We start from the raw sequence: 16821 nt of genomic DNA, 5'->3' as shown, positions 1-16821 counted from the left end.
TGCACGAAACGCCCAACCTGTGCAGGCCTAGCCTGCTGTCTCGTCCGAATCGTGACGATCAGTTAACCGACCGAGGCGGCCTCGTTGGCAAACGCCGCGGTGTCCCCTACAAGGGCTGCCCGAGCGGAAGGACCAGGGAGACCCGGGTGCCGGTGCCCGGCTCCGAGCGCAGCGTGACGCGTCCGTCGTGACGGCGTGCGACCCGGTCGACGATGCTGAGCCCGAGCCCGACGCCCTTACGGCCACCGATCGCCTGGCTGGTGCCGCGGTAGAACTCGGTGAAGACCCGCAGCTGCTCGGCAGCGGGGATGCCGACCCCGTCGTCGGTCACCGAGACGGCGGCCTCGTTCGCGCTCTCCACGATGTAGAGCCGCACCCGGCCGCCGCGATGGGTGTAGACCAGTGCGTTGTCGACCAGCCTCAGGATCGCCGCCTTGATCTCGCCGCGGTCGCCCAGGACCGCGACCTCGTGCGCCGGGACATCGAGGCTGACCTCGATGCCACGCTTCTCCGCCTCGTACGTCCTCTGCTCGTGGATCTCCGCGAGCAGGGTGGACAGGTCGACGTACGCCAGGGTCGGCCGTGAGGACGGGTCGGAGAAACGGGAGAAGAGCAGCAGGTCGTCGACCATCGCGACGAGCTGGTCGGACCGACTGATCAGGTTGCCGACCTGCTGGAACCAGGTGGCCGAGCCGCGGTCCTCGTGACGCATCGCGTCGATGCCGGTGGTGAGCGCGGTGAGCGGGTTGTGCAGCTCCTGGGCGACGGACTCGATGAGCCGGCTGTGCACCTTGTCAGCGGTGGCCAGCCGGGCGGCGAGGTCGCGCTCCTGCGTATAGGCGTTGGAGGTCAGCACGATGCGCCCGAAGTCGCGACCGAACTCCATCGCGAGGCGTCCCTCGGCGTCGGTCCAGCTGGGCCGTCCAGCCCCACGCAACAGCACGAGATGGCCCAGCGATGTCGTCTCCACGCCGATCGGAACGACCAGGAGCGAGTCGGCCCCGACCGCGTTCAGGAACTCGATGCCGATCGTCGCGAACTTCTTCTTCTCGGCATCGCCGTGCCGGAACAGCTTCTCGATGATGTCGCGATCGACGATGGCGTGCTGGCCGTCGCGCCACAGGTTGGAGTCGCGGTAGGACTGGCCGGCCATGAGCGCGTGCTCGTTCGGGTTCCAGTTCACCCCGGGCGAGGCGTACGCCACGGCCACGCCGTCACCGTCCTCGGTCTGCACGTAGAGCCCGTCGGCGTCGAGACCGCGGCTCATCGCCTCCTGGGCCGCCTCGAGCACGCCGGTGAGACCGAGCTGAGAGTTGGCCTCGCGCAGGAAGCTCTGGGCCTCGAGCAGGTTGTTGGCCCGCTCCTCGAGATACTCGCGGTGCAGGGTCAGCAGGACCGCTCGCCTCGCCTGGCGAGCGAACCGGTTGAGGATCCGCTGCTGCCGCCGTCCCGGCCTGCGGCCGTTGACCGGGCGGTCGATCGACAGCACGCCGACGAGCTCGCCGTCCTCGTCGTAGAACGGAGCCAGGAGCTCGTCGAGCCGGTGCCAGTCCTGCGGGTCCCTCAGCACGTCCTCGTCGGTGTCGGGGACCCAATAGCCCTCGGCTTCCCCGATGGTGTTCTTCTCGTGCGGGACGAACTTGATGTCGCCCCAGTCCACCGACATGTCCAGCAGGTCGGTGACGACCGAGATCGGGAACCGGGTGCCGATCATGTCGGAGACCGTCATCTCGCCCTCGACCGTGCGCCCGATCTCGTCGCCGGTCGCGGCGACGATCTCGAACTCGTCACCGCGCCGGATGTTGATGACCGCCGCGCCGAACCCGACGAGCTCGGTCACACCCTCTGCGATCAGCTGCAGACCCGGGTCACGCGTAGCGTACGCAGACTCGCCGGAGGCGCCGCGTGGCGCGTCCGGGCCCCCTGAGGGCGTAGTGGTCATGAGGTCTCCGCCGAGATGAAAATCCGCAACCCGTCATTGGTGCGTAAGGTTAAACAATGGGCAGCGTCACACGGAACGTGCTTCCCGTGCCAGGTGTCGAGTCGACCGAGATCAGCCCGCCGCAGCGGCTGACGATCCTCGACACGATGGTCAGCCCGAGGCCGGTGCCGGGCTGTTTGAGGGCAGTGGGGTTCGTGGAGCGGAAGAACTCGGTGAAGAGCCGGTCCTGGTCCTCCGGTGAGATCCCGAGGCCGTGGTCGGTCACTCGGAGCTCGAACCAGCTGGGGCTGGTGCGCGTGCTGACGATGACCTGACCCCCCTCGGGGCTGTACTTGATCGCGTTGGTCACCAGGTTGATCACCACCCGGTCCAGATCTCCCGGGGCCAAGGTCACGTGGACGTCGTCGGCGGGCATCTCGAAGACCAGCTCGTGGGCGTCGCTGCTGGGCGCCTCCGCGCTCAGCTGGCTGTGGACCTCCGCGAGCACCCGCGCGACCTGAACCGGCTCCGTCGTCGGCAGGTGGTCGGGGTCGGAGACCTTCGACAGCGTCGCGAGGTCGGCCACGATCTTCTCGGTGCGGTCGCGGTTGCGCGTCAACGCGGTCAGCACCTCGGAGTACTCCTCCTCGGACTCCGCGTACGGCAGCGACTCGATGTTCCAGCGGAACGCGGAGAGCGGGTTCTTCAGCTCGTGGGCGACCGTCGCGATGAGCCTGCTCTTGTGCGCCTCGAGCTCACGCAGGGAGTCGACCGCCGCTCGTTGACGCAGGTACGCTCTGGAGTTGTGGACCACGCGGCCGAAGTCGCGTCCGAGGTCGGCGGCGGTGATCAGCTCCAGCTCGCTCCAGTGGGGCTTGTCCGGGCCGCGGCAGAGGATCATCGCGCCGTACCAGCTCTGGCCGGAGCCGATCGGGACCCCGACGAGCGAGCCGATCCGGTGCTGGGCGACCCACTCGGTGATCCGCTCCTGTGCCGCCGGGTCGGGGTGGGGCAGCCGCGCGGCGCCCTCTGGCGTCTGGACCGTGATGGTGCGCTGGTCCCACAGGTATTGCCCGTAGTCGACGATGAACTGGACGTTCGTCAGGTCTTCGATCGGAAGCTTGAAGTCCTCCCGGTAGACCTTCGTGCGCACGCCGCGCCCGCCCGGCTTGGACAGGTGCAGCCAGAAGTCGGTCAGGTCGAGGACGTCGACCAGCCCCGTGCTCAGCGAGTTGAGGATCTCGTCCGGGTCGAGCTCGCGCCCGGCGCGACGGATGACGTCGCGGGCGGCCTCGGCGAGGCGTACCTGCTCGGAGAGCTCCTCGCGTTCGAGCGCGAGCAGGATGGCGCGCTGCGCCTGGACCGCGTGGCGGCCCAGGATGGCCCGCTTCTCGAGATCGGGACGACGCCCGTCGCTGGGTACGTCGACCATGAACGTCCCGCGGAGCCGGCCGCTCTCATCACGCAACGGCGCGACCAGGAGGTCGAGCGGATCCCACGCGTCCGGCTCGTTGAGACGCTCACGGTTGGAGGTCCAGCCGACCTCGGCGTCATGGGCGTCGCGACGCTCGGCGGGGACGAACTTGAAGATCCCCCAGTCGTCGGCGCGGGCCATGTCGCGCTCGAGCTGGGAAAGCGGTGTGGAGAGCCCGTTGAGCTTCTCCCGGGCGACCTCCGGCCCGGAGACGACCACCACGTGGAGGCGGTTGTCGGGCCGCGCGATGCTGATCGTGGCGGCCTCGAAGCCGGCCAGGGCGGTCAGGCTGTCGGCGATCAGCTGGAGGTCGGAGAGGTCTTCGCCGGGGGTCAGCAGACCACCGATCTCGGCCAGATCGGTGGTGATCGTCGTCATCGTCGTGGTGTAGTCGCTTCTGGGGCGCTTCCCGCCCAGCGGTGGTGGGGCGAATCCCGGCGGCACCGTCAGTCGGTGACCGCCGGCGGGCTTGGGCGCTGGAGAAGTCATCGGGTCGATTATCCGGGAAGAGTGTCCCGTGCGGTAGGGCGGACGTGGATAAGTCTTTGCATTCATGATCCCGAGGCGTTCATGTGACCACCCTTACAGCGCTGTCAAGGGTTCGGCACATCAGCGTCAAGGGTTCGGTGATCGCCTGCGTACGGCCGTACACTCCTAGTCGTGGTCAACCTCACCAGCTCAGGTAGGCACGAGTCCCGACGCAAGGGTGGCGACGGCCGGCTCACCGCCGCCCTTGACCCCCACGACCAGGGTCCGCAGGACCAGTGCGGAGTCTTCGGTGTGTGGGCGCCGGGCGAGGACGTCGCGAAGCTGACGTACTTCGGCCTGTACGCCCTCCAGCACCGTGGTCAGGAGTCGGCGGGCATCGCGGTCAGCAACGGTCGACAGATCCTGGTCTACAAGGACATGGGTCTGGTCAGCCAGGTCTTCGACGAGCCGACCCTCGAGTCGCTCAAGGGGCACGTCGCCATCGGTCACGCGCGCTACTCCACCACCGGTGCCTCGGTGTGGGAGAACGCGCAGCCGATCTTCAAGCCGACGCCCGACGGCTCCGTCGCCCTGGGCCACAACGGCAACCTGCTCAACGTCTCGCAGATGCGTACGGCCGCCGAGGCGCTGCCCGAGCACTCCGAGGGCCGCCACGCGCCGGTCTCCACCAACGACACCTCGCTGCTCACCGAGCTGCTCGCCTACCACCCCGACTCCTCGCTGGAGGCGCGCGCGCTGGAGGTGCTGCCGACGATCAGCGGTGCCTTCTCGCTGGTGTGGATGAACGAGGACACCCTCTTCGCCGCACGTGACCCGCAGGGCATCCGGCCGCTGGTGCTGGGCCGCCTCGACCGCGGCTGGGTGATCGCGTCGGAGGACGCCGCGCTGGCCACCGTCGGCGCGAGCGTGGTGCGCGAGGTCGAGCCCGGCGAGATGATCATCATCGACGAGTCCGGTCTGCGCTCGGTGCGGTTCGCCGAGGCCGACCGCAAGGGCTGCGTCTTCGAGTACGTCTACCTGGCCCGCCCCGACGCCACCATCGCCGGACGCAACGTCCACGAGTCGCGGGTCGAGATGGGCCGCGAGCTGGCCCGCGAGTTCCCCGTCGACGCCGACCTGGTCATCCCGGTGCCCGAGTCCGGCATCCCGGCCGCGACCGGCTACGCGCTGGAGAGCGGGCTGCCGTTCGGCCAGGCGTTCGTGAAGAACTCCTACGTCGGCCGCACCTTCATCCAACCCTCCCAGACGCTGCGCCAGCTCGGCATCCGGCTGAAGCTCAACGTGCTCGAGCACATGGTCCGCGGCAAGAAGGTCGTCGTAGTCGACGACTCGATCGTGCGCGGCAACACCCAGCGTGCCCAGGTGCGGATGCTCCGCGAGGCGGGCGCCCTGGAGATCCACGTGCGGATCTCGTCGCCGCCCGTCAAATGGCCGTGCTTCTACGGCATCGACTTCGCCACCCGCGCCGAGCTGATCGCCAACGGGCTCGAGGTCGACGAGATCGCCTCGTCCGTCGGCGCCGACTCGCTCGGCTACATCTCGCTCGACGGGATGATCTCGGCGACCCGCCAGGAGCCTTCCACGCTGTGCGCCGCCTGCTTCACCGGTGAATACCCCGTGGAGCTGCCCGACCAGAGCATGCTCGGCAAGCACCTCCTCGAGGTCTCGCTGCAGTCCCCGACCGCGGGCAAGGCCCTGCCGGTCCTGAACAACCCGTGATCGGAGATCCTCCAGTGAGCCAGACCAACGCGTACGCCGCAGCAGGCGTCGACATCCACGCCGGCGACCGCGCGGTGGACCTGATGAAGGTCTGGATCGAGAAGTCCCGCCGGCCCGAGGTGCTCGGCGGCGTCGGTGGGTTCGCCGGTCTCTTCGACGCGAGTGCGCTGAAGGCGTACGAGCGTCCGCTGCTGGCCACCTCCACCGACGGTGTCGGCACCAAGGTCGCGATCGCGCAGGCGATGGACAAGCACGACACGATCGGCTTCGACCTGGTCGGCATGGTCGTCGACGACCTGGTCGTCTGCGGTGCCGAGCCGCTGTTCATGACCGACTACATCGCCACCGGGAAGGTCGTCCCGGAGCGGGTCGCGGCGATCGTCAAGGGCATCGCGGAGGCCTGTGTCGAGGCGGGCTGTGCCCTCGTCGGTGGCGAGACCGCCGAGCACCCCGGGCTGCTGGGCGTCGACGAGTACGACGTGGCCGGCGCGGCCACGGGCGTCGTCGAGGCCGACAACCTGCTCGGCGCGAACCTGGTGAAGGAGGGCGACGTCGTCCTCGCCATGGAGGCCTCCGGCCTCCACTCCAACGGCTTCTCGCTCGTACGCCACGTGCTGCTCAACACCGCTGGGATGTCGCTCGACCAACAGGTCGACGAGCTCGGCAAGACCCTGGGCGAGGAGCTGCTCACCCCGACCCGCGTCTACGCCAAGGCCTGCCTGGACCTGGCTCGTGGGACGAAGACCCATGCCATGTCCCATGTCACCGGTGGCGGTCTGGCCGCCAACCTCGAGCGGGTGATGCCCGAGGAGCTCTCGGCGCGCATCGACCGCACCACCTGGACCCCGGCCCCGATCTTCGACCTCGTCCGCAGCACCGGCTCGGTGCCGCTGGCGGACCTGGAGATGACCCTCAACTGCGGCGTCGGCATGGTCGCTCTGATCGACCCCGAGGACGTCGACGAGGCCGTACGCATCCTCGACGGCTACGACATCCGCGCCTGGGCCGCCGGTGAGGTCACCGGCACCCCCGGCGGCGAGGTCGAGCTCACCGGGACGTACGCCGGCTGGTGAGACTGCCGCGAGGGGCACCAACACGTGGTTGATGCCCCTCGTCAGCGACTGGATCTCGACCCGGCCGTCGCTCGATCTCTAAGCCGAGCAAGCTCGGTTACGAGCGCCTCAGGACCTGAACCACCGACGGCCGCGGACCCGCGAACTCGCCCTCACCGGCGGTGCCCTCGACGTAGTCGGGGAAGTAGGAGTTCTGGGCCTCCCAGGTGCCGTCCTCGCCCGGGTGCTGCACGGCGACGAAGACCGAGCCGTCGCGGTCGTGGATGACCGGGCCGCAGGTCTCACCGTCGCGGGGCACGGACAGGAACTGCTGCACGTGGCCACGCTCGCGGCCCTCGAGCGGAACCTTGAAGAGACCGTCGCACTTGTCGATCGAGCTCGGCTGCCCGTCGGTGGAGATCCACAGGTTGCCCTCGGAGTCGAAGGCCAGGTTGTCTGGGCAGGAGACCGGGGACACCTTGTCCTTCGGGTAGCCGGCGAAGTAGGTGCCCTCGGAGGCAGGGTCACCGGCGACGATGACGAGGTTCCAGCGGAACACCCGCGAGGTGTGGTCGCCGTCGTCCTCGACGATCTCGACGATGTGGCCGTCCTTGTTGGCGTTGCGCGGGTTCTGCTCGACCGGGCCCTCCTTGCCGTCCTTGCCGCGGTCGGTGTTGTTCGTGCAGGCGACGTACACCTTGCCGCTCTTGGGCGAGGGCTGGACGTCCTCGCAGCGGTCCATCTTGGTGGCGCCGGCCTTGTCCGCGGCCAGGCGCGTGTGGACGAGCACCTCCTCGACGCTCATCCCGGCCACCTGGCTGCGGCCCTTCCTCACCAGCGGGATCCACTGGCCGTAGCCGTCGAACTTCCCGTCGCTCGGCAGCGTGCCGGTGCCGTCGATCTCGGTCACCGGGGAGTCCCCGTGGAAGCGCGCGACGTAGAGATCGCCCTCGGTGAGGAGGTCGAGGTTCTTACGGCGGTTGTGGCGGTTGTAGCGGCCCTTGGAGACGAACTTGTAGAGGTAGTCGAAGCGCTCGTCGTCACCGGTGTAGGCCACCACGTGGCCGTTGTCGGCGATGACGACGTTCGCGCCCTCGTGCTTGAGCCGGCCCAGCGAGGTGTGCTTGCGGGGCGTCGAGGTCGGGTCGGTCGGGTCGATCTCGACGATGTAGCCGAATCGGTTCGGCTCGTTGGCGTAGTCGGCCGTACGCGCGTCGAACCGCGGCTCGATGGCCTCCCAGCCGTAGGTCGACTCCGCGTCGCTCAGGCCGTAGCGCTTGCCCGCCGGCGTGGTGCCGTCGGCGCGGAAGTAGCCGTTGAAGTTCTCCTCGCCGGACAGGATCGTGCCCCACGGAGTGGTGCCGCCCGAGCAGTTGCCGATCGTGCCCAGCGCCACGGTGCCGGTCGGATCGGCCTTGGTCTTGAGCAGGTCGCTGCCGGCCGCGGGACCGGTGAGCTCGAACGGGGTCGAAGCGGTGATGCGGCGGTTCTTCGGAGCCGAGGGGACGTACGTCCACCTCTCGCCTCGCGCCGAGCGCTCGAGCTCGACGATCGCGAAGCCGTGCGCGGCCATGGCGATCTCGAGCTGCTCGGTGGCGTCGAGGTCGGGCGGGAACATGATCTCGGCGTTGACGTACTCGTGGTTGCAGCACAGCAGCGCCTTGGTGCCGGCCCGGTTGGTCACGATCACGTCGGTGTAGTCGTTGTTGTAGCCCCAGGCGAGGGCCTGCTTCTCGGCCGTCTGGCTGTTGGCGTCGAAGGGAACGCCGCCGGGCAGGATCGGGTCGCCCCAGCGGATGATCGGCTCCCAGGTGTAGCCCTGCGGCACCACGAAGGTGTCCTCGGTCGCCGCGACCGGGGTGATCGGCTTGAACGGCAGGTTCGTACGCCCGCCGTGACCGTGACCCGCGGCGAGACCGCCCGCCTGGCCGGGGCCGGCGGCGGCAGCAGCCAGGCCGCTGTTGCCGACCGCCAGAGCGACGGCCCCGGCGCCGGCGAGGCCGAGCGCGTGGCGGCGGCTGAGCGCCGCGCCGGCGATGTCACGGAAGTAGCCGTTGTCGGAGGTGTTGGGCGCCGGCTTGGCGCAGGCGCTGTCGCACTTGAGGGCGCAGGTCACCGCGCTGCGCTTGCCGCGCGTGTGGCCGGCCATCGGCAGCAGCGACAGCATGGTGCGCCGGCCGTTCGCGACGGCGGGCGCATCGTGGTCGCTGCAGGTGGGGCAGGCGGTGTCGGTCTGGAGGTCGCTCAGTTCGGTCACTGCATTTCCATTCAAGACGCGTGTTGATAGGTCTCCCAAGAATCGGAAGGGAGGCTATGCGTGCGGAATCAACCGCCCGGCCCCTCAATCTGTCGACGAGATGAACGGACGATGACGAGTCGTCAGGCTCAGAATGATGTGACCTCGGTAACATTCGCTCCGAGCGAACGGATTTTCGACACCCCGGCGTGCGGAATCTTGGCATCAACCGGTAGCGTTGTCTCTACGAGAAACTGTGAACAGCCCGGGACTATCCCGGCCAAGTGCGACGAGGGGGCTGGACCCTATGGGGCGCGGCCGAGCGAAAGCCAAGCAGACGAAGGTCGCACGCGACCTGAAGTACCGGACGTATGAGACGGACTTCGGGGCCCTTGCGCGCGAACTTCACGGTGATGAAGACACCGGTCAGACGACGGATCGAAAGACCGATCAGAAGCCGGACGACGACGACTGGTCGGGCAACGACGCGGGATCCCCGCGCGACTAGTTCGATCGGCTGATCACGACCTCTCCGTGAGTGCCGTAGCTGGATAGCCGGCCGCCATACGGCGTGCCGTTGAAAGCAACGGGCTGCCACTGGTCCCCACCCGGACCACCGTGGGTCACGGAAGGTCGTGACGTACGCCGGTCGGAGCTCTGCGACCTCCTCGAGGTCCCAGGTCGACGACCGGACAGCGAGCACGGACGCGACGAGGCTTGTCACGTCCGTCTTCTGCTCCGACCACGACCGTGCCGCCCAGCGGGACAGCGTGGTCGCAGGAGACCTCCTCTATCGCAGCCCCCGGACGTACGCCGTCGCCCGGCGCAGGTCATGGAGCCGTGCCTCCCAGGTGATGCCGAGGAAGAGCAGCAGCAGCCCGGCCGCACCGAGCACCCACCACTGCTGCAGCATCTGTGCCGACGGCATCTGGGCCAGCGCCAGCACGGAGGCGACCAGGGCGCCGACGACCAGAGGTGCAGCCCAGCGCAGCCCGGCGCCACCGATGATGAAGGCCAGGCAGGCGATGCCGAGCAGTGCGGTGCGTAGCGAGACCGGGTCCTGGAGCGCGGCGGGCACCGACGGGACGAGGGCGAGGAAGACGCCCGGTCCGAGCAGCGGTAGCGAGGTGACCTCGGGGTCCGCGCGGAGCTTGAACACCCCGTAGACGATCAGCGCGATCGCGGGCGGCAGGGTGTACCACTCCCAGGTCGAGGTCGAGGTGTCGGCGAGCCGGATCCACAGCGCGACTGTGGCCAGGACCAGGCCCGCCCAGCCGAGCCACCGGCGCTCGTCGTGGGCGATCGCGTGCGCGAAGAGGCCGGCGGCGGTCAGGGCCAGCAGGATGCTCAGCCAGGGGAGATCGACGCCGCTCGAGCCGACCGCGGACGGTCCGTCCGGCGTCAGGACGATCTCCGGGCCGAGGCTGACCGACCCGACGACGATCGTCACGACCGCGGCGACCGCGGCGGCGATCTCGGCCGAGGGCAGCAGTCGCATCACGGTGATCACGCTCAGGACGAGGATGATGGCGACCGCGGCGTGCGGCTTCTCGATGCCGGTGAGGTTGGCGAACATCCAGCAGAACGCCGTCAGCGTGATGATCCAGTAGGGGGCCGTGACGGCCTTGATGTGTTGCTCCCAGCTGAGCCGGTCGACGGCGATCGCGGCCGCGGTGAGCACCCCGGCCACCACCAGCGCGAGCAGGTCGTTGGTGATGGCGGCGCCGAGCGACCCCAGGCCGAGCAGGCCGGCGATCGTGAGCCGCGGGCCGGACTGATCGGCATCGTGGCGCAGGATCGTCGCGGTGCACATGACACCGGCGATCAGCAGCAGGATGGCGAGCCAGTCGGTATCGAGCCCGCTCTCGCTGAAGGCACCCAGGCAGACCGAGACCAGGGCGCCGGTGGCGGCCGCTGCCTCGGCGGCGGGATGACGGCGTACGAGCACGATGATCCCCATCGCGATGACGATCACCACCGCGGCGTACGGCCGCTCGAGATCGGTCAGCCGGGCGGCCTGCCAGGCGGCGGCGGTGCCGGCGAGGATCCAGTAGCTGGCGGCGACCTCCCTCGTCGTGCCGGACTGCGTGCGGTCGGCGGCGATGGCGAGCCCGGTGAGGATCAGGGTGACGACCAGGGCCAGCACGTCGTCGGCGAGGACGGCTGCCGTGGCCGCGCCGATCCCGACGAAGCCGGCCACTCCCAGCGCGGGAGGCTGGCGATGGTGCAGGCCGATGGCGGCGGCGAGCACCGTGGCGATGGTCAGCAGGACCGCGGTCCAGGTGACGTCGACCGAGCCGATGCCGATCGAGATGGCGGCGCATGCGGCCGCCGCCCACCAACCCGATGCCCGGAAGCGGAAGAGCGTGATCAGGCCGAGGACCGTGACGATCCCGCACGCCGCCCACTGTCGCTCCACGTCGATCAGTGGCGCGAGCGACCACAGGCCCAGGGTGAGGGTCGCGACCGAGTAGCTGGCCGTGACCTCGCGGTCGGCGCCGACCAGGCCCCGACCGGCGTACGCGGCGACACCCGCGAGGACGAGTGCGACGACCACGGTGAGCAGGTCGCTGGGCAGTGCGGCGGCGAGGGCTACCAGCCCGAAGATGCCGGCAGCGAGGCGCCGTGGCCACCGCGCCGCCCACCAGGCGAGCGCCACGGCGACGACGAGCAGCAGCAGGGCCGGGGCCAGCAACGGAGCGCCGTAGCAGGCGGCCGTGATCGCGAGCCCGGAGACGCCACCGGAGAAGTTGATCCATCCGACCGTGGCTCGGTAGGTGCGGAAGGCGGGCGGGCTCGCCCGGTAGAACCAGGACGTGCCGAGCGCTGAGAGCGCGACCAGTGCCGGCATCGTCAGCCAGCCGGCCAGCAGCGGCTCCGGCCCGGTGACCGGCGAGAACGCGGAGCGGGTCCAGGGCGTGTCCGCGAGCCGGACACCCGCGGATGCGCCCAGGACGATGACGGCGATGGCCAGCACCACCGCGTACGGCGTCAACGCGGTCGCGGCCCAGCGCCAGGGCCGGGGGAGTGTCAGGAGCGCGCCTGCGGCGACCAGGGTGACCACGACGGCGACGGTCGTCAGCGTCACCGCGCCGTCGTCGAGGGCCGGCTGGGTGAAGGTGTAGGCGGCGATCAGCAGCGCTACCCCGGTCATGGCGACCTTCGCGTCCTTGGGCAGCGGGAACAGCAGGGCGACGACGACCAGCACGGCGGCGGCGCCCAGCAGCAGCGGCAGGGTGCCGCCACGCAGCAGCTCGGAGCCGGTCAGCGCGGGATCGAGCAGGCCGCGGAGGAGCAGCATCAACCAGAAGCCCGCCATCACGACCATCGCGCCGAGGGTCAGTGCCTTCAGCTCCGTCTTGCTCGCCACGATCACCACGACGAGCGCGACGACGGTGGCGATGAGCGGGAACCAGACCAGGTCCGAGATGAGCTCGAGACCGATGAGAGCGGTGAGTACGCCGATGGCTGCCGCCACCTGTGGCCCGATCACGCTGGTGAGCTTGTCGCTGCGCGCGGCCGCCATCGCCATCGCCACACCGGCGGCGAAGACGACGACGCCGACGGCGACCAGGAAGCCTCGGTCCCACTCGGCATCGCCCAGCCAACCGGCGTACTTCATCCCGGCCAGGTCCAGCGCCAGCAGTCCCAGCGCGAGTGTCCAGACGCCTTCGGTGCCGGCCCGCAGCTCGAGATGCATCAGCACCCCGCCGGCGACCGTGAAGAGCACGGTGAAGACGAGCAGCATCGTGGTGCGCCCGCCGACGCCCATCGCTGCCCAGGCGACCGCGAGGAAGATGACGCCGGCGACCAGCAGGAAGAGCACCCCGACGCCGACCAGGATCAGGGGCACCGTGATCGGCGCGCGCCTGGCCTTGGTGGCGGCCTCCGGGATCGCCGTACCCGGGTCGGCGAGCGCGTTCGCGGCCAGGTCGGCGTCGTGGGCGGAGATGGGTGAGTCGAGCGGTGAGGCAGGGGAGTCGGAGCGGGACGCGGCAGGGGCGACCCCCACGGGCTCGGGAAGGATCCGGCGAGGTGCCGGAGGCGGGGCCGGGGCGGGAGCCGGCGGCGGCGTGGGCCGGGCGGCGCGCGTCGTCTCCTCCCGGATCGAGCGGAGCCGGGACATGAGTACGTCGGCCCGCAACAACGTCCCGTAGAGCTCTTGGGCGACGGCGTTCTCCAACGGCAGCCCGCAGTGCGGGCAGGGGTTGGTGCCGGGCTCGAAGGTCTCCCGGCAGTCGGGGCAGCGACCAGGATCGGCGTACTTCACAGCCAACCATCCTTGCGTAGTTCCGCCGGAGCGTGTGCGGGAAACGCAGGGTGTGCGCTGAGACTTGATCCCGAATGACAACCGGCTTCGACCCATAACTGCAGGTCGAAGCCGGTTGTTGCTTGTGGGCAGGGGCGGGGTCGAACCGCCGACCTATCACTTTTCAGGCGATCGCTCGTACCAACTGAGCTACCTGCCCAAGCGAGGTGAAACATTACCGGAAGCGACGGCGACGTTCCGAATCGGGACCCGAACATGAACGCACGCCCTCGCTTTGGCTGCCTCGGAGCCAGACCTCTAGGATGTCCCGGCAGGCCCCCTTCGTCTAGCGGCCCAGGACCCCGCCCTTTCACGGCGGTAGCGCCGGTTCGAATCCGGTAGGGGGTACACAGCTCGTTCATGTCTTGATTCTTGTTCTCGCCCGGTGTCGGCGGCATCCGCACGGATACTCAGATCTGAGACGTACGCCGGGGTCAGGGTCTAATTCCTCAGGGTCTCAGGGGCATCCGGATCAGGACAGACCCTCTCGCGTCACGAGACAGAAGGGGTGTCCTGCCGGGTCGGCATAGACGCGGTAGCCGATGGGCTTGTCGGAACCTTCGAGAAGGGATGCCCCGAGACCGAGAACGGCCGACTGCGCGACATCCAGGTTCTCGACGAGGATGTCGAGGTGCATCTGTTGGGGAACCGTCGACGTCTGCCAGTCGGGTCGCATGAAGTTTGCCGTCTGCTGGAGCGCGACTCTGGGCGGTTGCCCTATGTCGCCCAAGGTGACCCAGTCCTCGCCGTCTTCGACCCGTGCAAGACCCAGGAGCTCTTCGTAGAACGGGGCCAGCTTCCGCGGGTCGGGACAGTCGATCACGATGCAGCTCAGGCTTCCAATCATCTTGGAACGATCCCACAGCCGCGAATCTTGTGGCGCAGTTGTTAGCTCGGTGGCCGAGGGAGGGTGCGACACTTCCCGGCATGGGTGCCAGCGTGAGTGCGTGCGCGTCGCCGGCGGCGGTGGAGGTGGAGAGCCGGCTCTTCCGGGCTCTCGCGGTGCTGCGCATCGTCGTGCTCGTGAACGCCGTCGGGCTGACCATCTACCGTGCCGGCAACTTTCAGTCGCCGGCGGCCGCGTTGGCCTGTGCCCTCGTCATGGTGGGGTGGACCGGCTTCGCCGTCTGGGCGTACGCGGCACCGGGCCGCCGCACGGCCGTGCTCGTCGGCGCCGACCTGGCGATCGCGCTCGGACTTCTGCTCGTGACCCCGCTGGTGAAGGGGCCCGGGTTCCAGGCGAGCGTGCCGGGGTTCTGGGTCAGCGGCGCGCTGCTCGCGTGCGCGATCCACTATCGCTGGATCGGTGGGCTGCTGGCCGGTGTGGCGTTGGCGGCGGCCGACCTCGCGCTGCGTCAGGAGATCGACCAGTCGATCTATGGCAACGCGTTCCTGCTGGTCATCGGGGGCCCGGTGGTCGGCTACATGTGTGAGTCGGTGCAGCGGATGGCGCTGGAGCGCGACGAGGCCGAGCGCGCCGCGGCCCGGGCCGAGGAGCGGACCCGCCTCGCCCGGGTGGTACACGACGGCGTGCTCCAGGTCCTCGCGCTCGTCCAGCGCCGTGGCGGTGAGCTGGGCGGTGACGCCGCCGAGCTCGGCCGGCTGGCGGGGGAGCAGGAGCGGGAGCTGCGGGCGCTGGTCCGCGGCGAGCAGCCCGACCGTGGGACGGCAGCGGGGATGACCGACCTCGGCGCCGCTCTGGCCGCGCTGGAGACCGGCGCGGTGACCGTCTCGGGACCCGCGACCGCCGTCGAGATGCCTGCCCACTCGGCCGGCGAGATCGTTGCCGCGACCCGCGCGGCCCTCGACAACGTACGCCGCCATGTCGGCGAGGACGCCCGCGCCTGGGTGCTCCTGCAAGCCTTCCCCGACCATGTCGAGATCTCGGTACGCGACGAGGGCCCGGGCATCCCAGAGGGCCGCATCGCGAAAGCCGGCGCGGAGGGCAGGCTGGGCATCACCGAGTCCATCCGTGGACGGGTCGAGGACCTCGGTGGTCAGGCCGAGCTGATCACCGGACGAACCGGGACCGAGTGGGAACTCACCGTCCCCCGAACAGGAGCGGATCTATGAGCGCAGGGCCGATGAGCGCAGGGCCGATGAGCGCAGGGCCGATGAGCGCAGGGCCGATGAGCGCAGGGCCGATGAGCACGGTGATGGTCGTCGACGACCACCCGATGTGGCGCGAAGCGGTCGAGCGCGACCTGGCCACCGCGGGCTTCGAGGTCGTCGCCACCGCCAGCACCGGCCGTGAGGCGATCACCAGGTTCGCGGCGACCCGTCCAGAGGTCGTGGTGCTCGACCTGCAGATCCCCGAGCCCGACGGCGTACAGGTCACCACAGAGGTCATCGCACTGCACCCCGCTACCAAGGTCCTCATCCTCTCCGCCTCGGGCGAGCAGGCCGACGTACTCGCCGCCGTCAAGGCCGGCGCCACCGGCTACCTCGTCAAGTCAGCCTCCCGCGAGGAACTCTTGGAGGCCGTTGGCCGCGTCGCCGCCGGCGACCCCGTCTTCACCCCCGGCCTCGCCGGTCTCGTCCTCGGCGAGTTCCAGCACAGCGCCACCACCGAAGTACAGGGCGACAAACCCACCCTCACCGATCGCGAGACCGACGTCCTCAAGCTCGTCGCCAAGGGCCTGAGCTACCGCCAGATCGCCGACCGCCTCGTCCTCTCCCACCGGACCGTCCAGAACCACGTACAGAACACCCTGCGCAAGCTCCAGATGCACAACCGCGTCGAGCTCACCCGCTACGCGATCGAGCACGGCCTCGACGCCGAGTGATTCACATGCTCGCCCGCCACTGGGGTGGGGCCACTGGGGTGAGGCCGCTGGGGTGAGGCACCGGGTGAGGCCGCTGGAGTGAGGCACCGGGGTGAGGCCGCTGGAGTGAGGCACCGGGGTGAGGCCGCTGGAGTGAGGCACCGGGGTGAGGCACCGGAGTGAGGCACCGGAGTGAGGCACCGGAGTGAGGCCACTGGCGTGGGCCGTTGGCGTGAGGCACCGGGGTGAGGCAGCGGGTTCCGGGCTCCGAGTTCCAGGCGGCCCCAAGCTGCGGGCACGGCCTGCGGGTGGAGGGCGCCGGGCTGAGCCGCGGAGAGAAGGGTTCCGTCGACCGGCGTGTCCACGACTGGCCGCGTTTCGTCCGACGAATGCCATCACGACCGCCTCGAGCGGGACCTCGATGCTGCTGCAGCCATGCCGACATGGAAGGGCGGTGGAGCTGGTCAGCGCGTGGCGAGGGGCGGGCGCCCGGCATCACATGTGGGTTGAAGCCGTAGTGAGGATTGTTCTCGTCCGGTGTCGGTCTAGGGACGTCGCGTGAACCTGATCGTGCCGTCCGGTAGCCGCTCATGAGTGAACCCTGGGGCATGAGCCAACCGGTGGTGATGGGGGCACAACAGGACCCCGTCTTGGAGGTCGGTCTTCCCGCCCAGTGCCCAGGCGTTGAGGTGGTGGGCGTCGCACCACTCCGGTGGCATGTCGCAGCCCTCGGCTTGGCAGCACTTCTGCTGGAGCCGGAGTGCTTTGCGCTGGATGGGTTGGAAGAACCTGCTGTCGCGGCCGGCGTCGAGGACCCGGCCATCACTACCCAACACCCAGGGGATGATGGTGGCGT

General features: G+C 69.5%; 11 protein-coding genes and 2 tRNA genes. 6 read left to right on the top strand and 7 right to left on the bottom strand.

Translation table 11 applies throughout. The features are described 5' to 3' along the window. Positions 1 to 106 precede the first annotated feature (106 nt). Positions 107 to 1942, bottom strand: coding sequence for a sensor histidine kinase (locus ACRDPS_RS12320; protein WP_431501927.1), 1836 nt, complete (start codon positions 1940 to 1942; stop codon positions 107 to 109). A 49-nt stretch (positions 1943 to 1991) separates the two neighbouring features. Next, complete coding sequence (locus ACRDPS_RS12315; protein ID WP_431501926.1) at positions 1992 to 3884, bottom strand: GAF domain-containing sensor histidine kinase; 1893 nt, start codon at positions 3882 to 3884, stop codon at positions 1992 to 1994. Between the two features lie 171 nt (positions 3885 to 4055). Here ACRDPS_RS12315 and purF point away from each other — a divergent pair, with 171 nt between their 5' ends. Then, the gene (purF, locus tag ACRDPS_RS12310; protein ID WP_431501925.1) at positions 4056 to 5603 is read left to right on the top strand and encodes an amidophosphoribosyltransferase; all 1548 of its coding nucleotides are present in this window, start codon (positions 4056 to 4058) and stop codon (positions 5601 to 5603) included. 14 nt (positions 5604 to 5617) lie between these two features. Next, on the top strand, positions 5618 to 6676 hold the full coding sequence (gene purM / locus ACRDPS_RS12305; RefSeq protein WP_431501924.1) for a phosphoribosylformylglycinamidine cyclo-ligase: 1059 nt from the start codon (positions 5618 to 5620) through the stop codon (positions 6674 to 6676). A gap of 97 nt (positions 6677 to 6773) precedes the next feature. Here purM and ACRDPS_RS12300 read toward each other — a convergent pair whose 3' ends face one another. Then, positions 6774 to 8912, bottom strand: a complete 2139-nt coding sequence (locus tag ACRDPS_RS12300) for a PhoX family protein (protein WP_431501923.1) — start codon at positions 8910 to 8912, stop codon at positions 6774 to 6776. Between the two features lie 286 nt (positions 8913 to 9198). On the opposite strand from ACRDPS_RS12300, the gene ACRDPS_RS12295 reads away from it, so the two are divergent. Further along, the gene (locus tag ACRDPS_RS12295; protein WP_431501922.1) at positions 9199 to 9399 is read left to right on the top strand and encodes a DUF3073 domain-containing protein; all 201 of its coding nucleotides are present in this window, start codon (positions 9199 to 9201) and stop codon (positions 9397 to 9399) included. Between the two features lie 282 nt (positions 9400 to 9681). Here ACRDPS_RS12295 and ACRDPS_RS12290 read toward each other — a convergent pair whose 3' ends face one another. Next, positions 9682 to 13161 carry an SCO7613 C-terminal domain-containing membrane protein gene (locus ACRDPS_RS12290; protein WP_431501921.1) on the bottom strand — a complete coding sequence of 1160 codons (3480 nt, stop codon included), beginning with the start codon at positions 13159 to 13161 and terminating at the stop codon, positions 9682 to 9684. Between the two features lie 125 nt (positions 13162 to 13286). Continuing rightward, positions 13287 to 13360, bottom strand: a tRNA-Phe gene (locus tag ACRDPS_RS12285). A 115-nt stretch (positions 13361 to 13475) separates the two neighbouring features. On the opposite strand from ACRDPS_RS12285, the gene ACRDPS_RS12280 reads away from it, so the two are divergent. Further along, a tRNA-Glu gene (locus ACRDPS_RS12280) sits at positions 13476 to 13548 on the top strand. 124 nt (positions 13549 to 13672) lie between these two features. Here ACRDPS_RS12280 and ACRDPS_RS12275 read toward each other — a convergent pair. After that, entirely contained in the window at positions 13673 to 14047 is a 375-nt protein-coding gene (locus ACRDPS_RS12275; protein WP_431501920.1) for a VOC family protein, read from the bottom strand. 80 nt (positions 14048 to 14127) lie between these two features. Here ACRDPS_RS12275 and macS point away from each other — a divergent pair, with 80 nt between their 5' ends. Both macS and ACRDPS_RS12265 read left to right on the top strand, forming a co-directional pair. Then, positions 14128 to 15273 (top strand): MacS family sensor histidine kinase, encoded by a 1146-nt coding sequence (gene macS, locus ACRDPS_RS12270; RefSeq protein WP_431501919.1) that lies wholly within the window; start codon positions 14128 to 14130, stop codon positions 15271 to 15273. 71 nt (positions 15274 to 15344) lie between these two features. Next, complete coding sequence (locus ACRDPS_RS12265) at positions 15345 to 15986, top strand: response regulator (protein WP_431501938.1); 642 nt, start codon at positions 15345 to 15347, stop codon at positions 15984 to 15986. A gap of 524 nt (positions 15987 to 16510) precedes the next feature. Here the strand turns inward: ACRDPS_RS12265 and ACRDPS_RS12260 are convergent. Continuing rightward, on the bottom strand, positions 16511 to 16821 hold a 311-nt coding region (locus tag ACRDPS_RS12260; protein WP_431501918.1), incomplete at its 5' end, for an HNH endonuclease signature motif containing protein.

The sequence above is a fragment of the Nocardioides sp. genome, assembly GCF_050699375.1.
Taxonomy (GTDB): Bacteria; Actinomycetota; Actinomycetes; order Propionibacteriales; family Nocardioidaceae; genus Nocardioides.
This window is presented reverse-complemented; position numbering and strand designations above follow the sequence as displayed.

What these genes read in the sequence shown, in the direction of transcription:
- macS (WP_431501919.1), top strand. Translation starts at nt 14,128, where the DNA reads ATGGGTGCCAGCGTGAGTGCGTGCGCGTCGCCGGCGGCGGTGGAGGTG.
- ACRDPS_RS12275 (WP_431501920.1), bottom strand. Translation starts at nt 14,047, where the DNA reads ATGATTGGAAGCCTGAGCTGCATCGTGATCGACTGTCCCGACCCGCGG.
- ACRDPS_RS12320 (WP_431501927.1), bottom strand. Translation starts at nt 1,942, where the DNA reads ATGACCACTACGCCCTCAGGGGGCCCGGACGCGCCACGCGGCGCCTCC.
- ACRDPS_RS12265 (WP_431501938.1), top strand. Translation starts at nt 15,345, where the DNA reads ATGAGCACGGTGATGGTCGTCGACGACCACCCGATGTGGCGCGAAGCG.
- ACRDPS_RS12315 (WP_431501926.1), bottom strand. Translation starts at nt 3,884, where the DNA reads ATGACTTCTCCAGCGCCCAAGCCCGCCGGCGGTCACCGACTGACGGTG.
- ACRDPS_RS12295 (WP_431501922.1), top strand. Translation starts at nt 9,199, where the DNA reads ATGGGGCGCGGCCGAGCGAAAGCCAAGCAGACGAAGGTCGCACGCGAC.